This window comes from Nonomuraea sp. NPDC004186 (assembly GCF_053603495.1).
This window is the reverse complement of the sequence record NZ_JBSGFQ010000058.1, coordinates 49,495-72,152: the sequence shown is the minus strand read 5'-3', so window position 1 is coordinate 72,152 and position 22,658 is coordinate 49,495. Positions and strand designations below refer to the sequence as shown.

The following is a 22,658-nucleotide window of genomic DNA, read 5'->3' as shown; positions in this document are numbered from 1 at the left end:
GTGCGTCAGGATCGAGTTGCGGTTCTTGGCCAATACCTGATATGGCTCGGCAAACCTTTGAATCGAACTTCAACATAGCGGATTCATAGCTATTGACCGCGGGGCGGACGCACTTGCGACTAGGTTGCTGACAGCGGAGCCGGGGCGCAGGATCGGCGCGGGTGCGGGCGGTCCGGGGCAAGGGCGTCCCGCGCTCGTGAGGGCGCGCTGCGCGCGAGAGGAGGCGGGAGGGCGGCCGTGGTCTTGCCATGCCGGGGATGTCGCCGGTTGTTGATGGCTTATCACTGGTGAGAAGGGCAGAAGGGATCTCGTGCAGGTCTTTGGGCGAGCCTCGCGCAGGTCGGGTCCCGGTATGTTCCCCGCCCGGCCATGGGACGGGGCGGCGTCGATGAATGCCGGGCACGAGAAGCGCGAAAACCGCGTCACAACAGCGAAAGGCGTTGTAGTGCGAGACGCGATCGTGAAGTTCGATTGTGTCAGCACGGCGCCGCAAGGAGGTGCGTGATCTGCTGAAGGGGGCTACAGTACCTGCAACCATAACGTAATCGGAGCAGCATCATGGCGAAACGCATTGTTGAGTCCTTTGTCGATGACATCGACGGCAGTGACGCCGAGGGGACCACAAGGTTCGCTCTCGACGGCACCAGCTACGAGATCGACCTGTCGGGCTCTAACCGGGAGAAGCTGGAGAAGGCTCTCGCTCCCTTTATCACCAAGGCTCGCGCGGTCCGCGCCGAGCGGGGTGTTCGCGGCCGACGCGGTGGCGCCGGCACTTCGCGGGCCGTCACCCGCGAGAAGTCCACTGAGATCAGGCGGTGGGCGAAGGCCCAGGGGCTGCCGGTGAGCGAGCGTGGCCGCATCGCCGCCACTGTCGTGGAGCAGTACGAGGCGGCCCACTGAGGGAGCGATCCGGCTTCCGGTAGGTCTTTTCAGGACAAGAGCACGGGCGGTCGGGTCCTGGCCGGCCGCCCGGCTCGGTCATCGAATGTCGTCCAGGGCCGCGTACAGTGCCTCGACCAGGGAGCGGACGCGGAAGTCGCCGCCTTCCAGCAGTTCGGAGCCGCGGTTGGGGACGTAGCCGAAGGCGAGGCCGCGGTCCGGGTCGGCGAAGGCGAACGAGCCGGTGGCGCCGCCCTGGCCGAACAGCCCGGTGAGGTGCCCGGGCGCGGGCCAGAAGGGGCCGCCGGGCACGGCGAAGCCGATGCCCCAGGCGGTGTGCACCCGCAGGGTCCGGTCGATCCCCTCGGCCTGCGGGGTGCGGATCCGGTCGACGAGTTCGGGCCCGAGCAGGCGGATGCCGTCGACCTCGCCGCTCAGGGCGGCGAAATAGCGGGCCAGGGAGTGGGCGGAGGCGACGCCGTCCATCGACGGGCTCTCCACCTGGTACGTACGGGGATCGTTGGTGCTGTCCCAGCCGATGGCGACGCTGCCGTAGAAGGCGCGGTAGGACAGGGTGGCGGGGTCGTTGAGCGCTTCGGCGAAGTCGGCGAGTTCGGGGACCTCCATGCCGAGCCGCATGGTCTCGACGTCGGGGACGACCATGGTGGCCATGCGCGGCATGGCGCTGTCGGGGACGCGGACGTGGCAGTCGAGGCCGAGCGGGCCGGTGATCTCGCGTTCCAGGAATTCGCTCAGCGTGAGCCCGGAGACGCGGCGGACGATCTCCCCGGCGAGGTGGCCGATGCTGACGCCGTGGTAGCCGTGCGCGGAGCCCGGGGGCCATTCGGGGGTGGCGGCCGCGAGGGCGTCGGTGATGGGGGTCCAGTCGCGCAGGTCCTCCCAGGTGATGGGGTGGGTGTCCAGGGTGGGCAGGCCGGCGCGGTGGCCGAGCAGCGTCCGTACGGTGATCTCGCCCTTGCCGTTCTGGGCGAACTCGGGCCAGTAGCGGGCCACGGGGGCCTCCAGGTCCACCTCGCCGCGTCCGGCCAGCACCAGCGCGGCGCCCGTGGCGAACGTCTTGCAGGTGGAGGCGATGGGGGCGATGGTGTCGCGCCGCCAGGGCCGGCGGGTCTCCGGGTCGGCGTGGCCGCCCCATAGGTCCACGATCGGGGTGCCGTGCCGGTAGACGGTGAGTCCGGCGCCGACCTCGCCTCCGTGTGTGAAGTTCCGTTCGAACGACTCGCGCACCGCCTGGAATCCGTCGGCGGTGGTTCCTTCGATCTGTGCCATTGTCGCGCTCCTCGCGCCAGAGCCGACCTACCGGTCGGTCGGGTGGCTGGGACACTAGCCTACCGACCGGACGGTTGGCAACCGGGGTATGCTTTCAGCCTGAACCGAGAGAGGGACGGCGATTGGCACCGAACGAAACCTCCGACACCCGGCTGCGCATCATCGAGGCGGCGCGGGAGTTGTTCACCGCACAGACCTACCGTGCGGCCAGCATGCGGGACGTCGCCGAACGGGTCGGCATCAGCAAGCCCTCCCTCTACCACCACTTCCGCAGCAAGGGCGAGATACTCGACTGCCTGGTGCGGCCCCCGATCGACCGGCTCGACGCGACGATCCGGGACGCCGCCGCCGCCGCGCCCACCCTCGCCGAGGTGCGGCAGCGCGTGCTCGGCGGCTGCGTCGACGTCATGCTCGGCCACCGCGAGACCATGGTGCTGCTGCTGCGCGACGCCTCCGTCTACGGCGACGAGACCACCGAGCTCATGTCGCGCGTGGTGGGCATCACCAGCCGGGCCGTCGAGCTGCTGGCCGGCCCCGATCCTGACTGGCGCCGGCGCGTGCGAGCCGCCCAGGCCTTCGCCGCGGCCACCGACCCGATCAGCCATCTTCCGGACGTTCCGGACGACGAACTCCGCGACGAGCTGCTGCGTGGCGCGAGCGCGATCCTGTCGCCGTGACGGCAGCGGCGGCCCTGCGGCGTCCGTCTCCGATCGGCCCTGCTACGGCCGCTCGCCCGGCTTGTCGACGATCCCGGCCTCCAGGTGCGCGGTCCATCCGACGGGGGTGCCCGCCTTGACCTCGCGCGGCTGCCCGGCCGTGTAGATACGGGTGGCGACGGTCTCGCTGTACGTCCCCAGGAAGCGGTAGTCCTCCGAGCTCAGGATGATCTCGAAGCGCTCCCAGGGGCCGGTGTAGACCAGCGCGATCCCGTGGCGGCCGGCCGCGTCTAAGGGAGCAGGGAGCGTCCCAGGTCGACGACGAACCGGGCGAGCCGGGCCCGCTTGCGGAACAGGTCGTGCAGCTCGGGGGTGGGCTCCTGGCCCAGGCGTTCGAAGGGGATCGCGGTCCAGGCGCTGCGCAGCACGAGGGTGGCGGCGTAGCCGAAGGAGACCTCGGCGGGGTCCGCGAGGCCGGCCACCGCGGCGGTGTACGCGGCCTCGATCGTCTCGTGGACGGCGGGCAGGTCCGCGGGGTCGAGTTCGCCGGTGTGGGCCCGGCCGACGAGGAGCTGGCCGAGGTCGAAGCCGACGGCCGCCGGGTACGGCCAGCTCCAGTCGATGGCCACGAAGTCCGCCGAGCCGTCGGCCGGGATCAGCAGGTTCGAGGGGCTGGCGTCGCCGTGGACGAGGGTGTGGGGGAGGCGGTCGAGGGCGTCCAGCAGCGGGTCGATGTGGTCGGCGAGGGCCAGCAGGTCGGCCTGCAGCAGGGGGTCGGCGTTCGCGGCGATCAGCGGGTGCCGCCACGTGGCAGGGTCGCGCAGGGTGGGCAGGAACAGGTTGGCGAGCGGGCCTTCGCAGTAGTAGCGCAGGCCGTGGTTGAGCGGTTCGCGCGGCGCGGACGTACGGTCCGCGACGGGCTGTGTCGTGGCCAGGTCGCCGAGCCGGCGGGCGGCGGTGCGGTAGCGGTCCAGGTCCCAGGCGGCGGGCGCGACCCGCACGTCCTCCAGCCACATGACGAGCCGGTCGTCGCCGAGGTCGTCCAGCCGGTACATCCGGGGCAGCCGCAGCCCGCCGGGGAGCCGGGGGCGGGCCAGGTAGACGTCCGCGTCGGCCCGCCAGGGGAAGTGCGCGAGCGCGGTGGCGCGCAGCGGTTCGGGGATGTCCGCGTACCAGGGCGAGTGCCGGATCTCGTGGATCGCCTTGACGAAGAACGACCAGGTCACGCCGCCGGTCGTGGTGCCGCGCACGCGGTGCAGCGAGGTCGTCGACAACGCCCCCGGGCCGGAGTCGAGGAGGTCGATGTGCTGGTCCGCGATCTCGGCGAGGGGGTCGCCGAGGCTCTCCCGTACGAGGTCTGTCAGGCCGGTGGTCAGCGCCATGGTCATGGGCCCCAGCATGGCGGGCGGGACAACTCGCTCGCATGAGCATGGCCTACTCAAATACGCTTTCGCCGTGGCAGGCTCCTGGCCGTTCATCGGGCGTGTGACGCAATTGTCGGAGATCAGGTCCGCCTCCAGGGGCGTGGTCGTGGCCGGTCCGCCGGGTACGGGCAAGAGCCGGCTGGCGGCGCAGGCCGTGCACGGTCTCGACGGGGTCGCCTGGGCGCGGGCCACGGCGGCCGCCGCGGAGGTCCCGCTGGGCGCCTTCGCTCCGCTGCTCCCCGCCACGCCGCCCGCCGGCAACCCGCTGGGCTGGGCGGCCGCCGCGGTGCGCGTGCCGGTGCTGGTGGTGGACGACGCCCACCTGCTCGATCCGGTCTCGGCCGCGCTCGTCCACCACCTGGTGACGCGGGACGGCACCCGGGTGATCGCGACGCTGCGCAGCCGGACGCCCGTGCCGGACGCGGTGCTCGCGCTGTGGAAGGACGACCTGGTGCCGCGGCTGGAGCTGGAGCCGTTCTCCCTGGAGGAGACGGCGGCCGTCCTGGAGGCCGCGCTGGGCGGCCGGGTGGAGTCGGCGACCGTGGCCCGGCTGTGGCGCGTCAGCCAGGGCAACGCCCTCTACCTGCGCGAACTCGTGCTGTCCGGCATGCTCGCCGCCGACGGTGGCGTGTGGCGGTGGAGCGGGCCGCTGACGATCACGCCCACGCTGCGCGAGACCATCGCGGGCCGCATCGGCGAGGTGACCGCGCGGGAGCGGGAGGCGCTTGAGCTGCTGGCGTACGGCGAGCCGCTCGGCGCCGACCTGCTGGCCGCCTTCGGGTCGCTCGACGCCGTCCAGCAGCTGGAGGACCGGCAGCTCGTCACGGTGCAGCCGGACGGCCGGCGGCTCCAGGTGCGGCTCGCGCACCCCCTGTACGGCGAGGTCATCAGGGACGGCTGCGGCGTGCTGCGCGCCCGCACGATGGTGCGCCGGCTGGCGCAGGCGGTCTCGGAGGCCGGGCTGCGGCGGCACGAGGACGTGCTCAGGGTGGCGGTCTGGCGGCTGGACGGCGGCCTGACCGGCGATCCCGGGCTGCTGCTGGCCGGTTGCGAGCGCGCCAGGGTCATCCGGGACCTGGAGCTGGCCGTACGGCTGGGGCGTGCGGCCGTGGCCGCGGGCGGCGGGACTCCCGCGCTGGCCGCGCTGGGCACGGTGCTGTTCTACACCGACCGGTACGCCGAGGCCGAGGAGGTGTTCGCCACGGCCTGGGCGGCGGAGATGGGCGAGGCGGCCCGGACCGACCTCGGCGTGCAGCGGGCCATGAACCTGGCCGTCGGGCTCGGGGACGTCGCACGGGCGCGAGCCGTCCTGGAGGAGACCGGCGGGCTCGTCCACGAGGTTCAGCCGCGGCAGGCGACGCTCATCATGCGGGCCGTCCTGGCCGCCCTGACCGGTGACATCGCCGCCGCCGAGGACCTGATGGCGCGGGCGCGGGAGATGGGCCCGTTCAGCCCGCACGGCGCGCGGATGATCAGCGGGGCCGAGGCGGCCGTCCTGGTGGCGCAGGGGCGGGCCGCGGAATGCCTGGCCCACGTGGCGGAGATCGGCGCGGGCCTGGCGAAGGAGCCGGTCGCCATGCGCAGCCTCTCGGCCGCCTTGGCCGGCCATGCCACGCACGCCGCGCTGCTGCTCGGCGATCTGGACACCGCCGAGCGGTTCGCCGGGCAGGGGTACGGCCTGGAGGGGCCTTTCCACACCTGGACGCGGGCGAACCTGGAGTTCGGCACGTGGACGGCCCGCGTGCTGCGGTTGCGCGGCCGGCTCGCCGACGCTCTCGCGTGGGCCCGCGACACCGCCGCGCGGCTGCCCGATCGCAGCGTGCTGGCGGGGTCGTGCCTGGGTGAGCTGGCGCACGCGTACGCGCTGCTCGGCGAGGTCGCGGCGGCCGAGCAGGCGGTGGAGCGGGCGGAGGCGACGGGGACGCCGATCGGCCCGTCCGTCGTCGTGCCGCTGCGCCTGGCCCAGGCGTGGACCCTGGCCGGTCGCGGCGACGCGGCCGGGGCCGTCGAGCTCTGCCTGGAGACCGCCGAGGACGCGCTGCCGTGCGACGTGCCGTTCCTGCTGCACGACGTCGTCCGGCTGGGCCGCGCCGACCTGGTGTCCGCGCGGCTGGCCGCGCTCGACGTGGAGGGCCCGCTGGTGGCGCTGTTCGCGCGGCACGCCGCCGCCCGCGACGGCGCGGAGCTCGACGCGGTCTCGGAGGGCTTCGAGCGGCTCGGCCTGCTGCTGTACGCGGCCGAGGCGGCGGCGCGGGCGGCGGCCCGCTACCGCGAGTCCGGGCTGGTACGCGGGGCGCGGGCGGCGCAGACCCGGGCCTGGCGGCTCTCGCAGCGCTGCCAGGGCGCCCGTACGCTCGCGCTGATGGACCTCGACGTGCCCAGCCTGACGCCGAGGCAGCGCGAGATCGCGGTGCTGGCCGCGCAGGGGCTGACCAACCGCGAGATCGCCGCGCGGCTCGTCGTGTCCGTCCGCACCGTGGCCAACACCCTGTACGCCGTCTACGACAAGACCGGCGTCAACGACCGCGCCGCCCTGGCCGCGCTCCTGAACCGGCTGGCCGGTTGACCGGTGGTCAGCGCAGGATCGTCGTCACGACCTGGAGGACGAGCACGACCAGCAGCACCGCGGCCAGGACGAGCCAGCGGGGATCGAGCCAGGCGGATCTGACGGCCTCGGCGGGGGCGTCGGGGTCCAGCAGGTCGCGCAGGATCGGGTTGACCTCGTCGTCGGGCAGCAGCCGTTCCAGCTCGGGCACCAGTGCGTGCAGCCGGGAGCGTACGTCGGCCGGCGGGCGCGTCCGCGCCCAGGCGTGGACGTCCCTCAGGATGCCCCGGGCCGCGCCTTCGGTGGTCGCCTCTGCCAGCTCCGTCAGGAAGTAGTCGCAGGCGTCGCGCACCGCGACGGGCTGCGGGTCGGGGCGGGCCTGCGGTGTGACCGGTGCGCGGGGCTCCGGCGCGGGCGTGGGGCGGGGCCGTTCCGCGGGCACCCGCCGCCGCGGGCCCGATGTCATCGCGGGCGCCGGTTCCGAAGGCTCTGAAGGCTCTGAAGGCTTGGGAGGCTCCGGCGGTGGAGGCGTCCGGGGCTCGTCCGGTACGGGCTTCGGCGGCTCGCGCAGCGCGGCCCCGAGCAGCTCGACCCGCTCCTCCAGCGCCATCCCGTCGTTGATCCGCAGCCGCTTGACCAGCTCCGGCAGCCGCCGGCCCGCGTACGCGTCGACGACCATGGCCGCGATCTCGCCGTACAGGTCGCTCTGGTCGGGCGCCCGCAGATCCACGCGCCGCCGGTGCGAGGCCCGCGACGACGGCCCCGGCCACTGCTGCAGGAAGATGACCTCGGCCCCCTGCTTGAGGTCGTCGCTCTCGTAGGTGGAGAACGTCTCCGGATAGCGCCCCAGCACCAGGTCCAGGATGTCCACCAGCCCCCACAGCTGCACGACGGCCTCCCCCTGGGCCACCACCGAGAGCGACTCCCGGTGCCCGCGCAGCGCTTCCGAGACGATCGGCGCGAGCGTCGCCGCCTCGGCGCGGGCCCGCCGGTCGAGCGCCGCGCTCGCGTCGGCATACGGGCGCAGCAGCACGGCCAGGTCGAGCGGCTCCGGGTCGGCGGGCAGCAGCGAGCTCCAGCCGGGCGCGAGCGCGAGTGCCTGGCGGACGTTCGGCATCGCCGAGGCGTTGGCGGCCGAGCCGCCCAGGTACGCCTGGACCCGGATGGTCCGCCTGCTGTCCGAGCCGCCGGTGCGCGTGCGCGAGAGCACCACGACGCGACCGTCCACCATGAGCCGGCAGACGCTGACCCCGGGCGCGGGACCGGGGTCGAGCCAGGGGCCGAGCTGGTGGTACCAGCCCCGGGTGTCCTCCAGGGAGGAGCGCACGGGGCCGAGGCCGGTGCGGCGCTCGTCCCACTCGAACAGGATCCAGTCGACGCTGGAGTAACGCCCCATCAGATCCCCACCTCCGGATAGCCGCGCAGGACACCGGTCATCGCGAGGAGCGAGATCAGGGGCGCCAGGACGCGTCGCGGCCGCACACCCCTGGGGAAGCGCCCGTCGGTCGGGGCGCAGCCCGTCGCCGAGACGAAATGCAGGGTGCACTTGCGGCATTTGTCGTAGGGGCTGAGCCACGCCTGCGCGCCGCGCCCGTGCAGGAAGGCGTAGACGTCGCGGCTCTCCCGCAGGACGTCCACCTGGTCCAGCCGGTCGGGCTCGTCGTACAGCCAGCTGTCGACCGGCGCCTCGAAGCGCACCGAGTCGCTCTTGGTGACCGCGATGACGGCGGGGATGTCCAGCCGCCCGCCGCTCTTGGGCAGCCGGTCGAGCACGGCGCGGAAGGACTCGTCGCCCATCCTGGCCGACTTGGTGGCGGCGTCGATCACGAAGAGCAGCCCGCCGACGGCCGGCACGAACCTGGTCGCCTCGTGGGTGGAGCTGCGCAGCAGCTCGCCGGCGATGTCGAAGAACGCCACCGCGGTGGTGTGCCGGCCGTCGTTGACGAGCAGCGCGTCGGCCGGCTCGGCGGTGGCCCGGTGGGTGGTGCGCGAGAGCGCGGTCCGCTCCACCATCAGCGGATGCACGTACGTGTTGACGTACTCGGCGTGCCGCTCGATGTCCACCGCGTCCGCGGTCAGCCCGTACGGCCGCAGGCCGCCCTGCTCGATGGCGCCGATCATCGAGGCCAGCAGGTGGGTCTTGCCCGTCTCCGGCCCGCCGACCAGCCCGATCACCAGCGGGCGGCCGTGCCGTACGTAGGTGTAGGGCAGGTGGTGTTCGAGGCTCGGGTCCGCCACCGGCGCCGGGCAGCGGACGTGGGCGGCGCGCAGCAGGTCCTCGCGGCGGGCCCCGGTCGCGTTCTCCAGGGAGAGCGGCTGGTAGTGGCCCGCGGGGGTGCGTTCGTAGAGCTCGTCCTCGCTCCAGGCGAACTCGTGCAGGCAGATCGGGCAGAGGATCACCGGATCACCATCCAGACGACCACGACGAGGGCGGCCAGCACGGCCAGCGGAAGCCAGCGGGCCCACCACTTCTGCGGCTGCTCCTGCCGCACCTGCTCGATCCTGGTGACGGGCGGAGGTTGTTCCACCTCCTGCTCACGTTTGGCTTCGTGGGCCCGGTCGAAGGCGACGCGGCCCTCCTCGAGCCGGAGGTCCGGTTCGGCGGGGATGGACCGCATGGGGTCCGGCTCCCGCAGCCGGTCGAGCACCTCCAGCGCCGACGGCGGCTGACCGGAGAAGACGTCGTGGATCGGCTGCAGCGCCGGGGCGGCGGTGAGGTCGGGGCGGTCGGCGACCTCGCGGGCGGTGACCGTGCGGTAGATCACCATGCCGGCGCTCCAGAGGTCGTCGGCGGTAGAGGCGCGGCCGGTGCCCGCACGCTGATCCGGGGCGGCGTAGGGGGCCTCACCCAGCCGCAGCCGGCGGCTGCCGGCCAGCGTGGCGTGGCTGAGATCGGTGAGCTGTACGGCGGTGCCGTCCCAGCGCACGGTGCCCGGGTCGATGCGCCGGTGGACGATGTCGCAGGCCGACAGGATGCGTACGGCGCGGAAGAGGCTCGCCTGCAGCGCCCGCTGCTCGGCGATCAGCAACGAGCCGGCGAAGCGGGTGACCGGCTCGCCCCGGTGGTCGGAGAGCAGCACGAACGGTTCCTCCTCGTCCAGGCTGTAGCCCATCAGCCGGGGCAGCTCGACGGGGTAGGCCCGCCGCAGCCGGGTGAGCAGCCTGGCGCCCATCCGGGCCTCGTTCTCCAGCAGTTCGTAGAGGTGGTCGCGGTCGCGCCCCTCCGCGCGGGGCACCCGCCGCTGCACGATCTTGGTGCCCGGGACGACGAGGGTCAGCCGGCGCTCGAAGGGGTCGTGGTCCGGCTCCGCCTCCACCTCCCAGGTCACGAGGTCGCCGTCGGGAGTGAAGAAGGTCAGCGGCTCAGGTTCCATCCTCGCTCCAGTTCTCCTCGACCGTCCCGGGGCGCAGCGGCACCAGGCGCAGGGTGCCGGCGTACTGTCCTGACCGGGTCCACACGACGTCGGGCGGGTTGCCCTGCCCCCGCACGGCCCTGGGCGCGAAGCGCACCGCGTACGCCTGCCGCAGCAGCATCGCCAGGTCACGGTCGCCGCACAGTTGCAGCATCTGGCCGTTCGCCTGGGCCCGCAGCGCGCGCACGACCTGCTGGGACTGCCGCCAGACCGCGTCGACGAGCTCCTGGCGGCCCGTGTCGCCGGTGCCGAAGTCGGGGCGTTCCTGGACGCCCCGGTGGGTCAGGTGGTAGCGGTACTGCCGCAGCGTCTCGTCGACCCGGCGGTCCAGCCCCACCTGCGCGTCCCGGTAGGCGCCCTGTTCGAGGGAGGTCCAGGCGGGCTCCAGCCAGCTCGTGACCGCGTCGACGAGGTCGCCGGTGATGACCTCGCGCAGCTGGCCGCCGCGGTCGCGCAGCCGTACGGTGACCTCCTCGTCGAGCGCCGGGCTCGCGGCGGCCTGGCCGGTCTCGGCCTTGCTCCAGTCGGTCAGCGTCCAGGACACCTGCGCGCAGATCTCGTTCAGCGCCGCCGCCAGCGTGCGGGACGCGTCGGAGGTGTGCATGCGGGCCTGGCCGAGCATCCACTCGCTGGCCGCGACCCGTTCGAGCATCGAGCGCAGGTCGTCGAGGGCGGTCCTGGCCGGTCCGAGCGAGAGCTGCTCGCGCCACCACCCCCGCGAGCGCCGCCAGAAGACGAAGCGGGGCAGGAACGTGGCGGGGAACTCGGTGGGCGCGTGCAGCGCGTTGAGCAGCTCGTCCGGGCAGGCCCGCCAGAGGTCGCCGACGAAGGCGCGGCTGCCGATGGGCGCGCTGTGGTCGGCCAGCAGGCGGTAGCGCGAGACCATCCGCTGCATGCTCTTGCGCTCGGCCAGGGCCGCCTCCAGGTCGGCGCGCAGCTCGCCGACGATCTGGGCGTGGCCCATGTCGGCGGGGACGGCGAACCTGATCCCGTGCGCGGCCAGCCGCTCGGCGGCGTTGTCGTCGGCGTGGTCGATCTCCTCGAAGAGCCGCGCGACGGTGTCGCGGAACTCGGCGAGCGCCCGCCCGGCGGCGATCACCTTGTCGACGACCGCGGCCCGGGCGCGGGCGTTGTGGACGTAGCCGAGGTCGTCCAGGGCGCGGACCGCCTGGTCGATGCGCTCGGCGGCGCTCCGGTGGAGCCGGTGCAGCGGGCCCTCCGGGACGAGCGCGTCGAGGAGGTCGGAGGGCAGGTCGACGGTGCCGCTGAGCACGGGCAGCGCGGTGGCCAGCGGCGAGCTGAAGGTGGCCGTGTCCTGCTGGACGGGCCCGTCGAAGCGTTCGGCCACCTCGCGGAAGGCCTGGCCGAGCACCTCGGGGTCGATCCGGCCGGCCACGATGCGCCAGCCGGGCGAGGCGGTGCCGTACGGGATGTCGCCCAGGCTGTTGACCACCTCGTCGAAGACCTCCGGCTGGGTGAGCAGGTCGATCAGGATGGCCTCCGCGCTCACCCCGGGCCCGTGGGCCGCCTCGCCGGTGTCGGCGTTCCACAGGATGCCGCAGGGGTCGCTCACCCAGAGCACCCTGCGGCTCTCCCCGTCCAGGACGGGGGGCAGGCGCAGGTCGGGTCCCACCGCCAGGACGAGCACCGACCTGACCAGGCGCGAGCTGAAGACGTCCTGGAGCACCCGCTGGGCGCCGGCCAGGCGCTCGGTGTCGGCCACCACCAGGACCTGGGCGCCGAGCCGCTCCAGCTCACCCTTGCGCAGGTCGAGCACGACGACCATGCTCACTCCCCGAGGAGCGCGTCCAGGTCGCGCAGGTTGTAGGCGACCGCCTCGGCGACCCGCTCGAACGGCAGGTCCAGGGCGGCGGGCAGGGTGTGCGCCCAGAAGGCGATCAGCTGGTCGGCCCGGTTGCGCGCGCCCGACGGCAGCTTGGGCACCATGATCTCCAGCAGGCCGAGCTGGTCGGCGGACATGCCGGTGACGAGGTGGTAGAGCGGGTCCGGCACGGTGGGGGCGCCCGCCAGTCCCTTCGGGGTGGCGTTCATGAGCTGCTCGCTGACCAGGCTGCGGAACTCCTCGTCGCCGCCGATCACCCACTGCTCGTAGGCCCGCAGCATGCTCGGCCAGGAGGAGGCCTTGCCGTACCCGGTCAGCGGGAGCGTCATCGAGCCGCCCTCGACGTCGATCCGGATCCGCGCCGGCGAGCTCAGCTCGCCCTCCACCACGCTGACCCGGCCGTTCCAGAGCAGGCAGAGCAGCCGGTGCAGGATCCGGACCCGGTGCTCCTCGGTCGTGGCCAGGTAGCCGAAGTCGTAGCCGAGCCGCTGGCGCCACTTCAGGTGGTCCTGCGGCCGTTCGTCGCGCAGCGCGTCGGCCCAGCTGTGCAGCACTTCGCGCAGCTCGCGGACCTGGGTGACGCTCATCGAGGTACGCAGTTGCACCACGGTCACCGAGTCGGCGTCGATGTTGCGGTAGTCGGGCACGCCCGGCAGGTCGATCCGGTCCTTGAGGAACCGTTCGAGGGCCGGGTCCTTGGCCGGCGCCGGATAGGAGACCAGCACCTTCAGGTCGCCGGTGCCGTCGGGGGTGAAGCCGCCCGGCACCAGGTCGGCCAGCTTGAGCTGGAACTGCCGCACGTGCGGGTCGTCGCCGCCGCCCGAGGCGGCCTGGGCGAGGATGTCGGCCAGGGAGGGCAGCAGCGGCTGTTCGCCCAGCGCGGCGGCCTCGTCCTGGTCCTTGAAGAGCTTCTTCACCTCCAGCTTGATCCGGTCGCGCACCCAGGTGAGCGCGTCGGCCGGCTTGCCCGTGCGCCAGGCCAGGTCGTAGGCGTGCCGCCAGCCGTCCGGGCCGATCAGCGCGTTGGCCACGGCGGCCTCCCCGTCGGTGGGGCGCAGCAGCTGCCGGGAGACGAAGACGTCGACGAAACGGCGGACGACCGCGTCGTAGAAGGACTCCGCGCCCGCGGGCGGCAGCAGGTGGTAGACGCCCACGCGGGTCTCGTAGAGCTCGCCGGCCCGGCGCGCGAAGCGCTCGGCGTCGGCCTCGGCGTGCTCGACGAAGACCTGCGTGAACTCGCGCACCTCGCGGATGAGCTGCTTGCGGCGCGGCTCCCAGCGCGGCATCTGGTCGGCCCACGCCCGGTGCCAGAGCCCCTGGCTGCGCCACAGGTACCAGGCGTCCTGGTCGGCGATCGAGGCCTGGACCTCGGGGTCGGTCCACTGCACCTTGCGCAGCAGCCGGTCGCGCATCGGCCGGGGCTGCGGCGGGGCCTCGGTCATGTTGTCGTACGGCTTGCGCGGCTGCGCCCTGCGGTGGTCCAGGAGCCCGGCGAAGCCCAGCCGGTCGGCCTCGTGCACGTCGCCGGGCAGGCCGACCACCACCCGCCGCAGCCGGAACGGGTCGACCTGGCCGAGCGCTTCGAGCGCGCCGCGGCGCACGTCCAGCTCCTGGGCCAGGGTCGGCACGATGCGGTTGAGCTGCCGTTCGAGCGAGGCCAGGTTGTCCTCCATCGCCCGCATCCGGTTGGCCAGCGACTTCTGGATCTCGGCCGCGCCGGTGGCGGGGCGCACGTCCGGCAGCGGCAGCGGCTCGCGGGTGTTGAGCGGCTCGAGGTTGGTGGTGGTGAACATGCGCCGGATCTCGTCGATGTTGCTCTCGGCGGCGCCCGGCGGCACGGCTTCGAGCTGCGTCACCGCGCGGGCCAGCAGCCGGGAGCTGACCAGGTCGGCCAGCTCCTCCACGGGGACGGTCATGGAGGAGACGAAGGCCGTCGAGACGCCCCGGTTGCCGATGCCGGAGGCCGCCGCCACCTCGCGTTCCACGGCCCGGTTGATGAAGTCGTCGGCGAAGGAGGACTCGCCGCGGTCCTCTATGCCGCCGCCGTCGCCCGTGGCGTGCGGCTGGGTGCCGGCCAGCGAGACGATCAGGGAGGCGATCGAGCGGTGCAGGTCGTCCCGCTCGACGCCGGGCGGCATGGTGAACAGGAACGCCGTCTGCACGGTGCCGGTGGCCAGCCGCACCTCGCCCCTGCCCGGGTAGCGCACGCCGAGCTCGCCGGCGATGCCCTGCTCGTCGATCTGCGTGCCGGCGTGCGGCGCGTTCTGGTCATCGACCAGCCGGAACAGGTCCAGCAGGCCGGCGCCGGCGTTCAGGCGGGCCCGGCGGCCGCCGCCCTTGCCCTCGGCGAAAGCCGACGGCATGACGACCAGCGGGTAGATCCGCGCCCTGATCTGGTTGCGGGCGAAGGCGTCGCCGATCAGGTGCAGATAGTCGTAGAAGATGCCGCTGCCGGTGCCGCCCGCCACCGAGTAGGCCACGAAGACGTCGCAGGTGCGTCGGAGCCGGCCGCCCAGCCCGGCGAGTTCGCCGCCCGAGTTGCTGATCGCGCCGATGGCGTCGTCGATGCCCTGCACCACCGGCCCGGGGCCGTGCCGCATCCGCTCGAACAGCGCCGCCCTGGCCACGGTGGGCAGCTGCCCGGCGCCGCGCATCAGCGGGGCGACCAGCGGCTCCTGCTCACGCGGCGGCAGCCAGTCCTTGACGTGGTCGCTCAACGTCGCCCGCAGGCTGCGGGCCACCTCCGGGTAGGAGTCGAACTTCGGCACCACGTCGTGGATCAGGTGCGCGGTCCGGGCGGCCGCCGGGAACTCCCGCTCGGTCGGCACCACCCGGCGCCGGGTGCGGGTCAGCTCGGCCTCGTTGAGGTCGACGTAGACGAACTGCAGGCAGGAGGGCAATTCGTAGGGTTGGTAGTTCTGCCAGCTGAAGTTTCTGATCAGGTCCATGCCGTCCGGACCGCACAGCTCGTCCCGCAGCCGCCGCTCCAGTTCCACTCCGACCCGGCAGCCGGTGCCGCCGAGCCCCACGAACATCATCGGATCGAAGATCCTCATGCGCCCCTCAAATCAGGTCGTCGCCTGGCATCGGTCTGTGGGTCCCGCTCTGGGACGGCTCCCGCGAGCCGTACACGTGTTCCCCGGTCTTGCCCCGGGCGTCGTCGACGCCGAGGAACACGCCGCCGGTCAGCGGGATCGGGCGTCCCGGGCGCAGCGGCTCCAGCTCCTGCCCGGACGGGTCGCGGACCAGGACGGTCTGGCCGCCGCCCCGGCGGGCCGTGTAGCCGGTGCCGAACGTGCGCACCAGGCGGCCGGCGGAGATCTTGAAGGTGAACTCGGGCCCCTCGCCGAGCGGCGCCTGCATCTTGCTGACGTACGGCTCGCCCGGCCGTTCGAAGAGGTAGAAGGTCAGCTCGCTCGGATCGGCCGCCCGCATCCGCGCGCGCCTCCTGAGGAGCAGCAGCGGCAGGGCCACCGCCAGGATCAGCAGGAGGATCAGGAGGGCCTGGAGCAGCCGCTGCCACAGCGGCGTGGGCGGCTGCACGTCGACGTCGACGAACTCCTCGGCCACCACCTGCCCGGCCGCGTCGACGACCTGGACCGAGCCGCCGACCGGGCCCTTGGGCGCCTCCGCGCCGATCCGCAGCTTGACGGCGTGCTCGGAGGCGCCCGCCGGCGCCTGGAGCCGCTGGACGGACAGGCTCACCGTGCCCGGGACGTCGACGAGCCGCAGGGCGAGCTGGGCGGGCTCGGCGTCGTTGGTCACGCGTACGGTGCCGGCGACCTCCCCGCCCGGCTCGACGGTGGCCGCGTCGAGCTGCACCTGGGCGCGGAGCCGGTCGGCGGGCCCGGCGACACGCGTCGCGTAGGGGCGCTCGTCGCCGGCCACGCCCGGGCCGGTGACCTTGCCCAGGAAGGACAGGGCGCCGGTGGCCGTGGCCGGGATGGTGACCTGGCCGGAGTATTCGCCGTCGCTCTGGGCGCGGTCGGGGCCGTCGCCCGTGTCACGCAGGTCGACGGGGAGCTCCTGGAAGCCGTCGCCGGACATCCGGGCGGTGAAGCGCAGGCCCTCCAGCGCCGCCGGGTCGGTGATCGTGCCGGTCCTGGTCTGCAGGCGCAGCCGGACGGCCACCTGCTCGCCGGGGCGCGGCCGGGGGTTGCTCAGGGAGATCGAGGCGCGCAGCGCGCCCTGCCAGACGACGGTCGCGCTGACGTCCTGGCGGCTGACGCCCGGCGGCGAGGTCAGCTGGACCCGCCACTTGCCGGGCAGCGGGTTGCGGATGCGCAGCGACTCGACCGGGCCGGCCTCGCCGGCGACCTGGAAGGTCGAGTCGTTCTGCTCGCCCTGTTTGGGCACCTGGTTGCCGTCGGGGTCGAAGTAGGTCGCCCGGATGCGCCGGTCGCGCTTGACCACCACGATCGAGCCGTCGGTCGCGATGATCGGGATGTTGACCTGGAGGTCGACGGTGGCGCCCGGCTCGAGGGAGTCGGTGACCGACTGCTCGATGCCCGCGCACCGGGCGTAGGCGAACGCCTCCAGCAGCGATCGCTCCACGTCCGCCGAGGTAGCGACCACCCTCGCGCGGGGCGTGGCCGTCTCCTGGTCGCCGCAGGGCTGCCGCCAGCCGCCCGCGGCGAAGGCGTCGAGGCTCGTCTTGTCGGCCGAGCCGAAGCCCAGCGGCCAGATCTGCACGCGCGCCTTCTCGGCGTCCCGCAGGCTCCGGTCGATCTGCGCCCGGGCGTTGCGGTTGCGCGCCTGGGCGTCGGCGCCGTACTGCGGGCTGTTCCTGACGTCGAGGACGCCGTCGGTCAGCAAGAAGACGATCTTCGCCCGCTGCTGGTCGTCGGGCGCGTTCATGATGTCGAGCGCCTGCTCCAGGGCGGCGGCGTGGTCGGTGTCGCCGCCTTCGTCGCTGTTACGGCGGCGCAGCTTCTCCACGCACCGGCTCAGCGACTCGCGGTCCTGGGCCGTCTCCACTCCGGTCAGGGGGCAGGCGATGTCCACGGCCGCCTGGCCCGGGCCGTTGGAGCTGCCGAAGCCGACCACGGCCACCTGCGACTGCGGTGAGAGCTCGCTGAGGGCGATGAGCTGGGAGGCGGCCCGTTCACGGGCGACGTCCTGGCCGGACAGGCTGCCCGACTCGTCGACCAGGACGACCACGCGGACGGGTTTGACGTCGGAGGGCTGTGAAGCGCTCGCGGCCGTAGGTAAGAGCGCCACAGCAGCGGTCACGGCCAGGGCGAGAAGGGACCTGAGGGATGAAGTGACGCGCACATTTCCTCACAGTTGCCGTTTTACCTATCCGCAGAACGGAGAGAGGCCACCAGAAGTTTCTGCCGCAGTTATGGACGCAATGGAAGTCTGATTAATGGGGTCCGAAATTTAGCCTCGACGCAGACATATGGCAATCCTAAGGGGAGAAATGGCGGGTCAGGCGGCAGATGAGCGATCTGTGAATCCGCTGGTCACATTAGCCACATTAGTCACTTGACTCACAAAGCCGACATAAGGGGCATTTCCTGTCAGGGGTGGTGGCGCGGATGATGAGGTCGGCGGCGTCGGCGGCGATGGCGTGCCGCCGTTCGGGCCGCAGCGGCAGCATTCCGTACGCCGTCTCGACCCGTCCCTCGGTGATCACCAGGTACGAGAACTGGCGCGCCGCCCTGGCCGGGTCCGGGACCCGCAGCCGGCCGTCGGCGTCGCAGTCGCGCAGGTAGTCCACCACCGCGCGGTCCGCCGACGCCGAGCTCCCTCGCCAGGTGCGCTGGAGCTCCGGATGGTGCGCCACCTCCGCGATGGTCAGCCGGTGCAGCGCGGACACGCGGGGTGAGAGCGCGATGTCGAGGATCCGCCCGCCGAGCGCGGTGAGGTCCTCGCGCGGATCCCCGCTCAGGACGATGTCCGCCGTGCCGTCCGCGTCGCCTGCGCTCACCGCCGACCTGGCCTCCTGGATCGCGGCCAGGAACAGCTGCTCCTTGTCCCCGAAATGGCCGTACACCGTCTGCTTGCCCACCCCCGCCACCGCGGCGATGGCGTCCACGCTCGCCCGGGCGTACCCCTGGTCGGTGAACACCTTGATCGCGGCGTCGAGGATGGCCCGGCGCTTGGCCGGGGAGCGTCGCGGGCCGTGCTCGGCCATGGTCTGTACCCACTTTCTCCGGATGGGGGCTAGTCTACGAGACGAGACGGTCTAGTCTAGTTTAGGGAGCGACAATGGACGCCGACGTCATCGTGGTCGGAGCCGGGCCCGTGGGGCTGCTGCTCGCCGCCGAGTTACGGCTCGCCGGAGCCAGGCCGCTGGTGCTGGAACGGCTCGCCGAGCCGAGCGCCGAGCCCAAGGCGCGGGGGATCGGCCCGCTGGCCGCCGAGGCGCTGCGCCGCCGGGGGCTGGGCGGGGCCCTGGAGGCGTACCGGGAGCAGGGGCTCGCCGACAAGGCGCGCGACCACGGCAGCGAGAAGGGGCACTTCGCGCAGATCTTCAAGATCGATCCCGCGCTGCAGGAGGAGCCGGACCGGGTCGGCGCGCCGATCTGGCAACGGGACCTCGAACGGGTCCTCGCTTCGCTCGTTGGAGACGAGGGTGCCGTGATGCGTGAATGCGAGGTCGTCTCCCTGGCCCAGGACGACTCCGGCGTCACCGTCACCGTCGCCACCCCGGCCGGGGAGCGGCGGTTCTCCGCGCCGTACCTGGTCGGCTGCGACGGGGGACGCTCGACGGTGCGCAAGCGGGCCGGGTTCGACTTCCCCGGCACCGAGCCCACGAGCGTCGTACGGCGGGTCCTGACCGACGCCCCCGGCCTCGACCGCCTCCCCGCATCGGGCTGGACCTCCACGGGCAGGCTGATGCGGGCGCCCGGGATGGTGGCCACGATCGAGTTCGACGGGTTCCCCGAGGATCGCGGGCTGCCGCTGACCGCCGAGGAGATGCGCCGGAGCCTGCTCCGGGTGACGGGAGTGGACGTCGAGATCGCGCGGGTGCGCGGCCCGCTGCGGTTCACCGACGGCGCGCGCCAGGCGGCCACGTACCGGATCGGCCGGGTCCTGCTGGCCGGCGACGCCGCCCACGTCCACTCGCCGAACGGCGGCCAGGGGCTCAACCTCGGCCTCATGGACGCCGTCAACCTGGGCTGGAAGCTCGCCGCCACCGTCGCCGGGCGCGCCCCCGAGGGGCTGCTCGACACCTACACGGCGGAACGCCACCCCGTCGGCGCCGCCGTCCTGCACAACACGCGCGCCCAGTCCGCGCTGTCGTTGCCGGGAGAGCACGTGGCGGCCATGCGCGACATCGTGTCGGACCTGCTCGACCTCCCGGACGTCAACCGCTACTTCGGCCGGATGCTGAACGGGCTCGGCACCCGGTACGCGTTCCCGTACCCGGCCACGCACCCGCTGACCGGCCGCGCCTGCCCGGACCTGCGGCTGGTGACGACTCCGGGGGAGACCCGCACGATCTCGGAGCTGTGCGGGGGCGGACGGGCGCTGCTCGTCCACGCGCCGTCGCAGCCGGAGGTCGAGCGGGCGGCGGAGCCGTGGCGCGGGGCGCTGGACGTGGTCGAGGCGACCGTGAAGGATCGCGACGATCTGGCGGCGGCGCTCGTCCGGCCGGACGGAGCGGTCGCGTGGGCGTCCGGCCCCGGTCCCGCCGACACGGTCACGCTGACGGCCGCCCTCGGCACGTGGCTGAGGCCCTGACCGCCACCGCGGCCTTGACTGGGCGTGTCTGGTGGTTTTGAGGTTGATGTCAAGAATGCCCTAGTTTCTCTAGTTTGCTCCCTGTCACTACGATTTCTGCGTGCCTCCTGAGCAACAGAACACGACAGCCGTCTTCGTCAACCAGAGCGGACGGCGTCGAAGGCTGATCATGATCGGCTCGATCGCCGCGAGCGTCCTGGCTCTCGCGCTGCTCGCCGTCGTGCTCGCCGGAATGTTCTCCAGCACCACGCTCTCGGTGAACGGCTGGCCTGGCGACCGCTCAGGAGCCGCGGACGGCACGGCTTCGCCGGATCGCACGCCGACGCCTTCGCCGAAGCGGTCCGAGCGGCCGACCCCCTCCGCCACCCGCCCGGAGACGACACGCCCGCCGTCGCGCCGGCCGACCCCCAGAGCCACCGGCCAGGTCCGGCCGTCGGCGACGTCCGGGCAGTCGTCGCCGCAGCAGGCGCGGCCCACGCCACGGCCCAGCACGGATCCGGCGCCGAGCAGCGACCCCACCACGGATCCCGCGTCCGATCCCACCACCGGCCCCACGGACAACGAGGCGCCCGGCCAGACCAGGACGCCGCCGGGACTCGATCCGGACCGGACGAAGGGCCCGAAGAAGTGAACGGCCCACCCCAGCGCGACAAGCTGGTCTGGCCGGCCGCGCCGCTCCCCGCCTGGCAGGACCACACCGCCCGGCAAGGCGACGACCGGCCGCACGACCCGCCCGCGCCGACCGCGAGACCCCCGGCCGACCCCAAGGGCCACTGGTTCCCGCTCGCCGTCTGCATGTTGCTGGCCGCCGCCGCGCTGGTGCTCAACGGGTACGTGACCAACGTCAGCGGTGAGACCCAGGCGCCCCCGCCCTCCACGGACTCCCCGACGCCGGAGCTGGAGAGGGCACGGCGCGGCGGCCCCGTCCTCAACATCACGGCGAACGGGCCCGCCAGCGCCCGCCTGCCGGCCAGGACCATCGCGCTGACGTTCGACGACGGCCCCGACCCGGCGTGGACCCCGCAGGTGCTCGACATGCTGAAGAAGTACGGCGCCAAGGCCACCTTCTTCACCGTCGGCTCCAAGGTGGCGCAATACCCCGAGCTGGCGCGGCGCATCGTCGCCGAGGGGCACGAGCTGGGCAACCACACCTACTCGCACGCCGACCTCGCGGCGCTGCCCGCCTGGCGGCTCAAGCTGGAGCTGTCGCTGACGCAGCGGGCGCTGGCCGGGGCGACCGGGCTGCACACGACGCTGGCCCGCCCGCCGTACTCCTCGACCCCCGCGGCGATCTCCGGGCCGCAGTGGGCCGGCATGAAGGCCCTGGCGGCCGAGGGCTACCTCGTCACGCTGACGGACCTCGACACCAAGGACTGGAGCCGCCCCGGGACGGCGAGCATCGTGGCGTCCTCGCTGCCGGCCAGAGGCCGGGGCGCCGTCGTCATGATGCACGACTCGGGTGGTGACCGGCGGCAGACCGTCGAGGCCGTCGGGGCCGTCCTGCGGGAGCTGACCGGCAAGGGCTACCGCGCCGTCACGGTGACCAAGGCGCTCGGCATGCCCTCGGCGCACCAGCCGGCCGGCGGCGCGGAACGGTTCGCCGGCTCCGCGCTCAACCTGGCCCAGCGGGCTTCGGAGGCGTTCGCCGGCGTGCTGGCATGGGTGCTGCTGGCCGCGGGAGCGCTCACGGTGGGGCGGCTCGGCTTCTTCGCCGTGCTCGCCTGGGTGCACGCGGCCCGCAACAGGGGCGGCAGGCGGCGCAAGGGCCGCGCGCCCGTGTGGTCCGCGCCCCCGCCGGTGACCGTGATCGTGCCCGCCTACAACGAGGCGGCCGGGATCCAGGCGACGGTGCGGTCGCTGGTCGAGACCACCTACCAGGGCCCGCTCGAGATCCTCGTCGTCGACGACGGCTCGACCGACGGCACTGCCGAGCTGGCGCAGGCGCTGGGGCTGCCCGGCGTACGGGTGATCCGCCGGCCCAACGGCGGCAAGCCGGCCGCGCTCAACACCGGCATCGCCCAGGCCGCCCATGAGCTGCTCGTCATGGTGGACGGCGACACCGTCTTCGAACCCGCCACGATCGGCCACCTGGTCCGCCAGCTCGCCGACCCCGCGGTCGGCGCGGTGAGCGGCAACACCAAGGTCGGCAACCGGCGCGGCATGATCGGGCGCTGGCAGCACATCGAGTACGTCATCGGCTTCAACCTCGATCGGCGCGCCTTCGAGCTGCTCGACTGCATGGCCACCGTGCCCGGCGCGATCGGGGCGTTCCGGCGTTCGGCGCTCGTGGCCCTGGGCGGGGTGAGCACGGACACGCTGGCGGAGGACACCGACCTCACGATGGCACTGTGCCGGGCCGGATGGCGCGTGGTCTACGAGGAGAAGGCCCTGGCCTGGACCGAGGCCCCGACCTCGCTCGGCCAGCTGTGGAAGCAGCGCTACCGCTGGTGCTACGGCACCTTGCAGGCGATGTGGAAGCATCGGCGCGCCGTCCTCGGGCCCGGCCCGTTCGGCCGCCGTTGCCTCGGCTACCTGACGCTGTTCCAGGTGCTGCTGCCCCTGCTGGCCCCCGTCGTGGACCTCATGGCGATCTACAACACGGTTCTGGGCGATCCGCTCCCGGTCGTCGCGGTATGGGCCGGTTTCGTGGTGGTGCAGGCGCTGACGGGCTGGTACGCGCTCCGCCTGGACGGAGAACGCGCCTCCGCGCTCTGGGTGCTGCCGCTCCAGCAGTTCGTCTACCGCCAGCTCATGTACCTCGTGGTCATCCAGTCCCTGGCGACGGCCCTGCTGGGCGTGCGGCTGCGCTGGCACACCGTACGGCGGGAGGGCACGTTCAGCGACTCCGGGCCCGCGGCGCCGGCCCCGCACGGGATCGACGGCGCCGAGCGGTTCGCGGACGCGAGGTGAGACGCG

Annotated in this window: 15 protein-coding genes; 6 read left to right on the top strand and 9 right to left on the bottom strand. The window is 73.2% G+C overall.

Annotated elements, in window-relative coordinates; translation table 11 throughout:
- The first annotated feature begins 558 nt into the window (after window positions 1-558).
- Window positions 559-900 carry a histone-like nucleoid-structuring protein Lsr2 gene (locus tag ACWEPL_RS37745; RefSeq protein ID WP_185077364.1) on the top strand — a complete coding sequence of 114 codons (342 nt, stop codon included), beginning with the start codon at window positions 559-561 and terminating at the stop codon, window positions 898-900.
- A 78-nt stretch (window positions 901-978) separates the two neighbouring features.
- On the opposite strand, the gene ACWEPL_RS37740 is transcribed toward ACWEPL_RS37745, so the two are convergent.
- Window positions 979-2,169: a serine hydrolase domain-containing protein gene (locus tag ACWEPL_RS37740; RefSeq protein ID WP_452439007.1), complete on the bottom strand. Its 1,191-nt coding sequence runs from the start codon at window positions 2,167-2,169 to the stop codon at window positions 979-981.
- Window positions 2,170-2,291: 122 nt separating this feature from the next.
- On the opposite strand from ACWEPL_RS37740, the gene ACWEPL_RS37735 reads away from it, so the two are divergent.
- Window positions 2,292-2,846, top strand: a complete 555-nt coding sequence (locus tag ACWEPL_RS37735) for a TetR/AcrR family transcriptional regulator (RefSeq protein ID WP_452439006.1) — start codon at window positions 2,292-2,294, stop codon at window positions 2,844-2,846.
- Window positions 2,847-3,115: 269 nt separating this feature from the next.
- Here ACWEPL_RS37735 and ACWEPL_RS37730 read toward each other — a convergent pair whose 3' ends face one another.
- Window positions 3,116-4,213: a hypothetical protein gene (locus ACWEPL_RS37730; RefSeq protein WP_452439005.1), complete on the bottom strand. Its 1,098-nt coding sequence runs from the start codon at window positions 4,211-4,213 to the stop codon at window positions 3,116-3,118.
- 67 nt (window positions 4,214-4,280) lie between these two features.
- Between ACWEPL_RS37730 and ACWEPL_RS37725 the strand changes: the two genes are divergently transcribed.
- Window positions 4,281-6,815 (top strand): LuxR C-terminal-related transcriptional regulator, encoded by a 2,535-nt coding sequence (locus ACWEPL_RS37725; protein ID WP_452439004.1) that lies wholly within the window; start codon window positions 4,281-4,283, stop codon window positions 6,813-6,815.
- Between the two features lie 7 nt (window positions 6,816-6,822).
- On the opposite strand, the gene ACWEPL_RS37720 is transcribed toward ACWEPL_RS37725, so the two are convergent.
- The 7 genes from ACWEPL_RS37720 to ACWEPL_RS37690 form a co-directional block, all read right to left on the bottom strand.
- A complete protein-coding gene (locus ACWEPL_RS37720; protein WP_452439003.1) occupies window positions 6,823-8,190 on the bottom strand; it encodes a hypothetical protein in 1,368 nt (455 codons plus the stop codon).
- Window positions 8,190-9,194: a hypothetical protein gene (locus tag ACWEPL_RS37715; RefSeq protein ID WP_452439002.1), complete on the bottom strand. Its 1,005-nt coding sequence runs from the start codon at window positions 9,192-9,194 to the stop codon at window positions 8,190-8,192. Before ACWEPL_RS37715 ends, ACWEPL_RS37720 begins: the two co-directional genes overlap by 1 nt.
- Window positions 9,191-10,168, bottom strand: a complete 978-nt coding sequence (locus ACWEPL_RS37710; protein ID WP_452439001.1) for a hypothetical protein — start codon at window positions 10,166-10,168, stop codon at window positions 9,191-9,193. The genes ACWEPL_RS37715 and ACWEPL_RS37710 overlap by 4 nt, the downstream gene beginning before the upstream one ends.
- The gene (locus ACWEPL_RS37705; RefSeq protein WP_452439000.1) at window positions 10,158-11,993 is read right to left on the bottom strand and encodes a hypothetical protein; all 1,836 of its coding nucleotides are present in this window, start codon (window positions 11,991-11,993) and stop codon (window positions 10,158-10,160) included. Before ACWEPL_RS37705 ends, ACWEPL_RS37710 begins: the two co-directional genes overlap by 11 nt.
- Before the next feature lie 2 nt (window positions 11,994-11,995).
- Entirely contained in the window at window positions 11,996-15,106 is a 3,111-nt protein-coding gene (locus ACWEPL_RS37700) for a tubulin-like doman-containing protein (RefSeq protein WP_452438999.1), read from the bottom strand.
- 7 nt (window positions 15,107-15,113) lie between these two features.
- Window positions 15,114-17,282: a vWA domain-containing protein gene (locus ACWEPL_RS37695; RefSeq protein WP_452438998.1), complete on the bottom strand. Its 2,169-nt coding sequence runs from the start codon at window positions 17,280-17,282 to the stop codon at window positions 15,114-15,116.
- A gap of 247 nt (window positions 17,283-17,529) precedes the next feature.
- Window positions 17,530-18,189: a TetR/AcrR family transcriptional regulator gene (locus tag ACWEPL_RS37690; RefSeq protein WP_452438997.1), complete on the bottom strand. Its 660-nt coding sequence runs from the start codon at window positions 18,187-18,189 to the stop codon at window positions 17,530-17,532.
- A 74-nt stretch (window positions 18,190-18,263) separates the two neighbouring features.
- Between ACWEPL_RS37690 and ACWEPL_RS37685 the strand changes: the two genes are divergently transcribed.
- From ACWEPL_RS37685 to ACWEPL_RS37675, 3 genes are all read left to right on the top strand, one after another.
- Window positions 18,264-19,742, top strand: a complete 1,479-nt coding sequence (locus tag ACWEPL_RS37685; protein WP_452438996.1) for an FAD-dependent monooxygenase — start codon at window positions 18,264-18,266, stop codon at window positions 19,740-19,742.
- Between the two features lie 100 nt (window positions 19,743-19,842).
- Window positions 19,843-20,373, top strand: a complete 531-nt coding sequence (locus ACWEPL_RS37680; protein ID WP_452438995.1) for a hypothetical protein — start codon at window positions 19,843-19,845, stop codon at window positions 20,371-20,373.
- The gene (locus ACWEPL_RS37675) at window positions 20,370-22,652 is read left to right on the top strand and encodes a bifunctional polysaccharide deacetylase/glycosyltransferase family 2 protein (RefSeq protein WP_452438994.1); all 2,283 of its coding nucleotides are present in this window, start codon (window positions 20,370-20,372) and stop codon (window positions 22,650-22,652) included. Before ACWEPL_RS37680 ends, ACWEPL_RS37675 begins: the two co-directional genes overlap by 4 nt.
- Window positions 22,653-22,658: the final 6 nt, after the last annotated feature.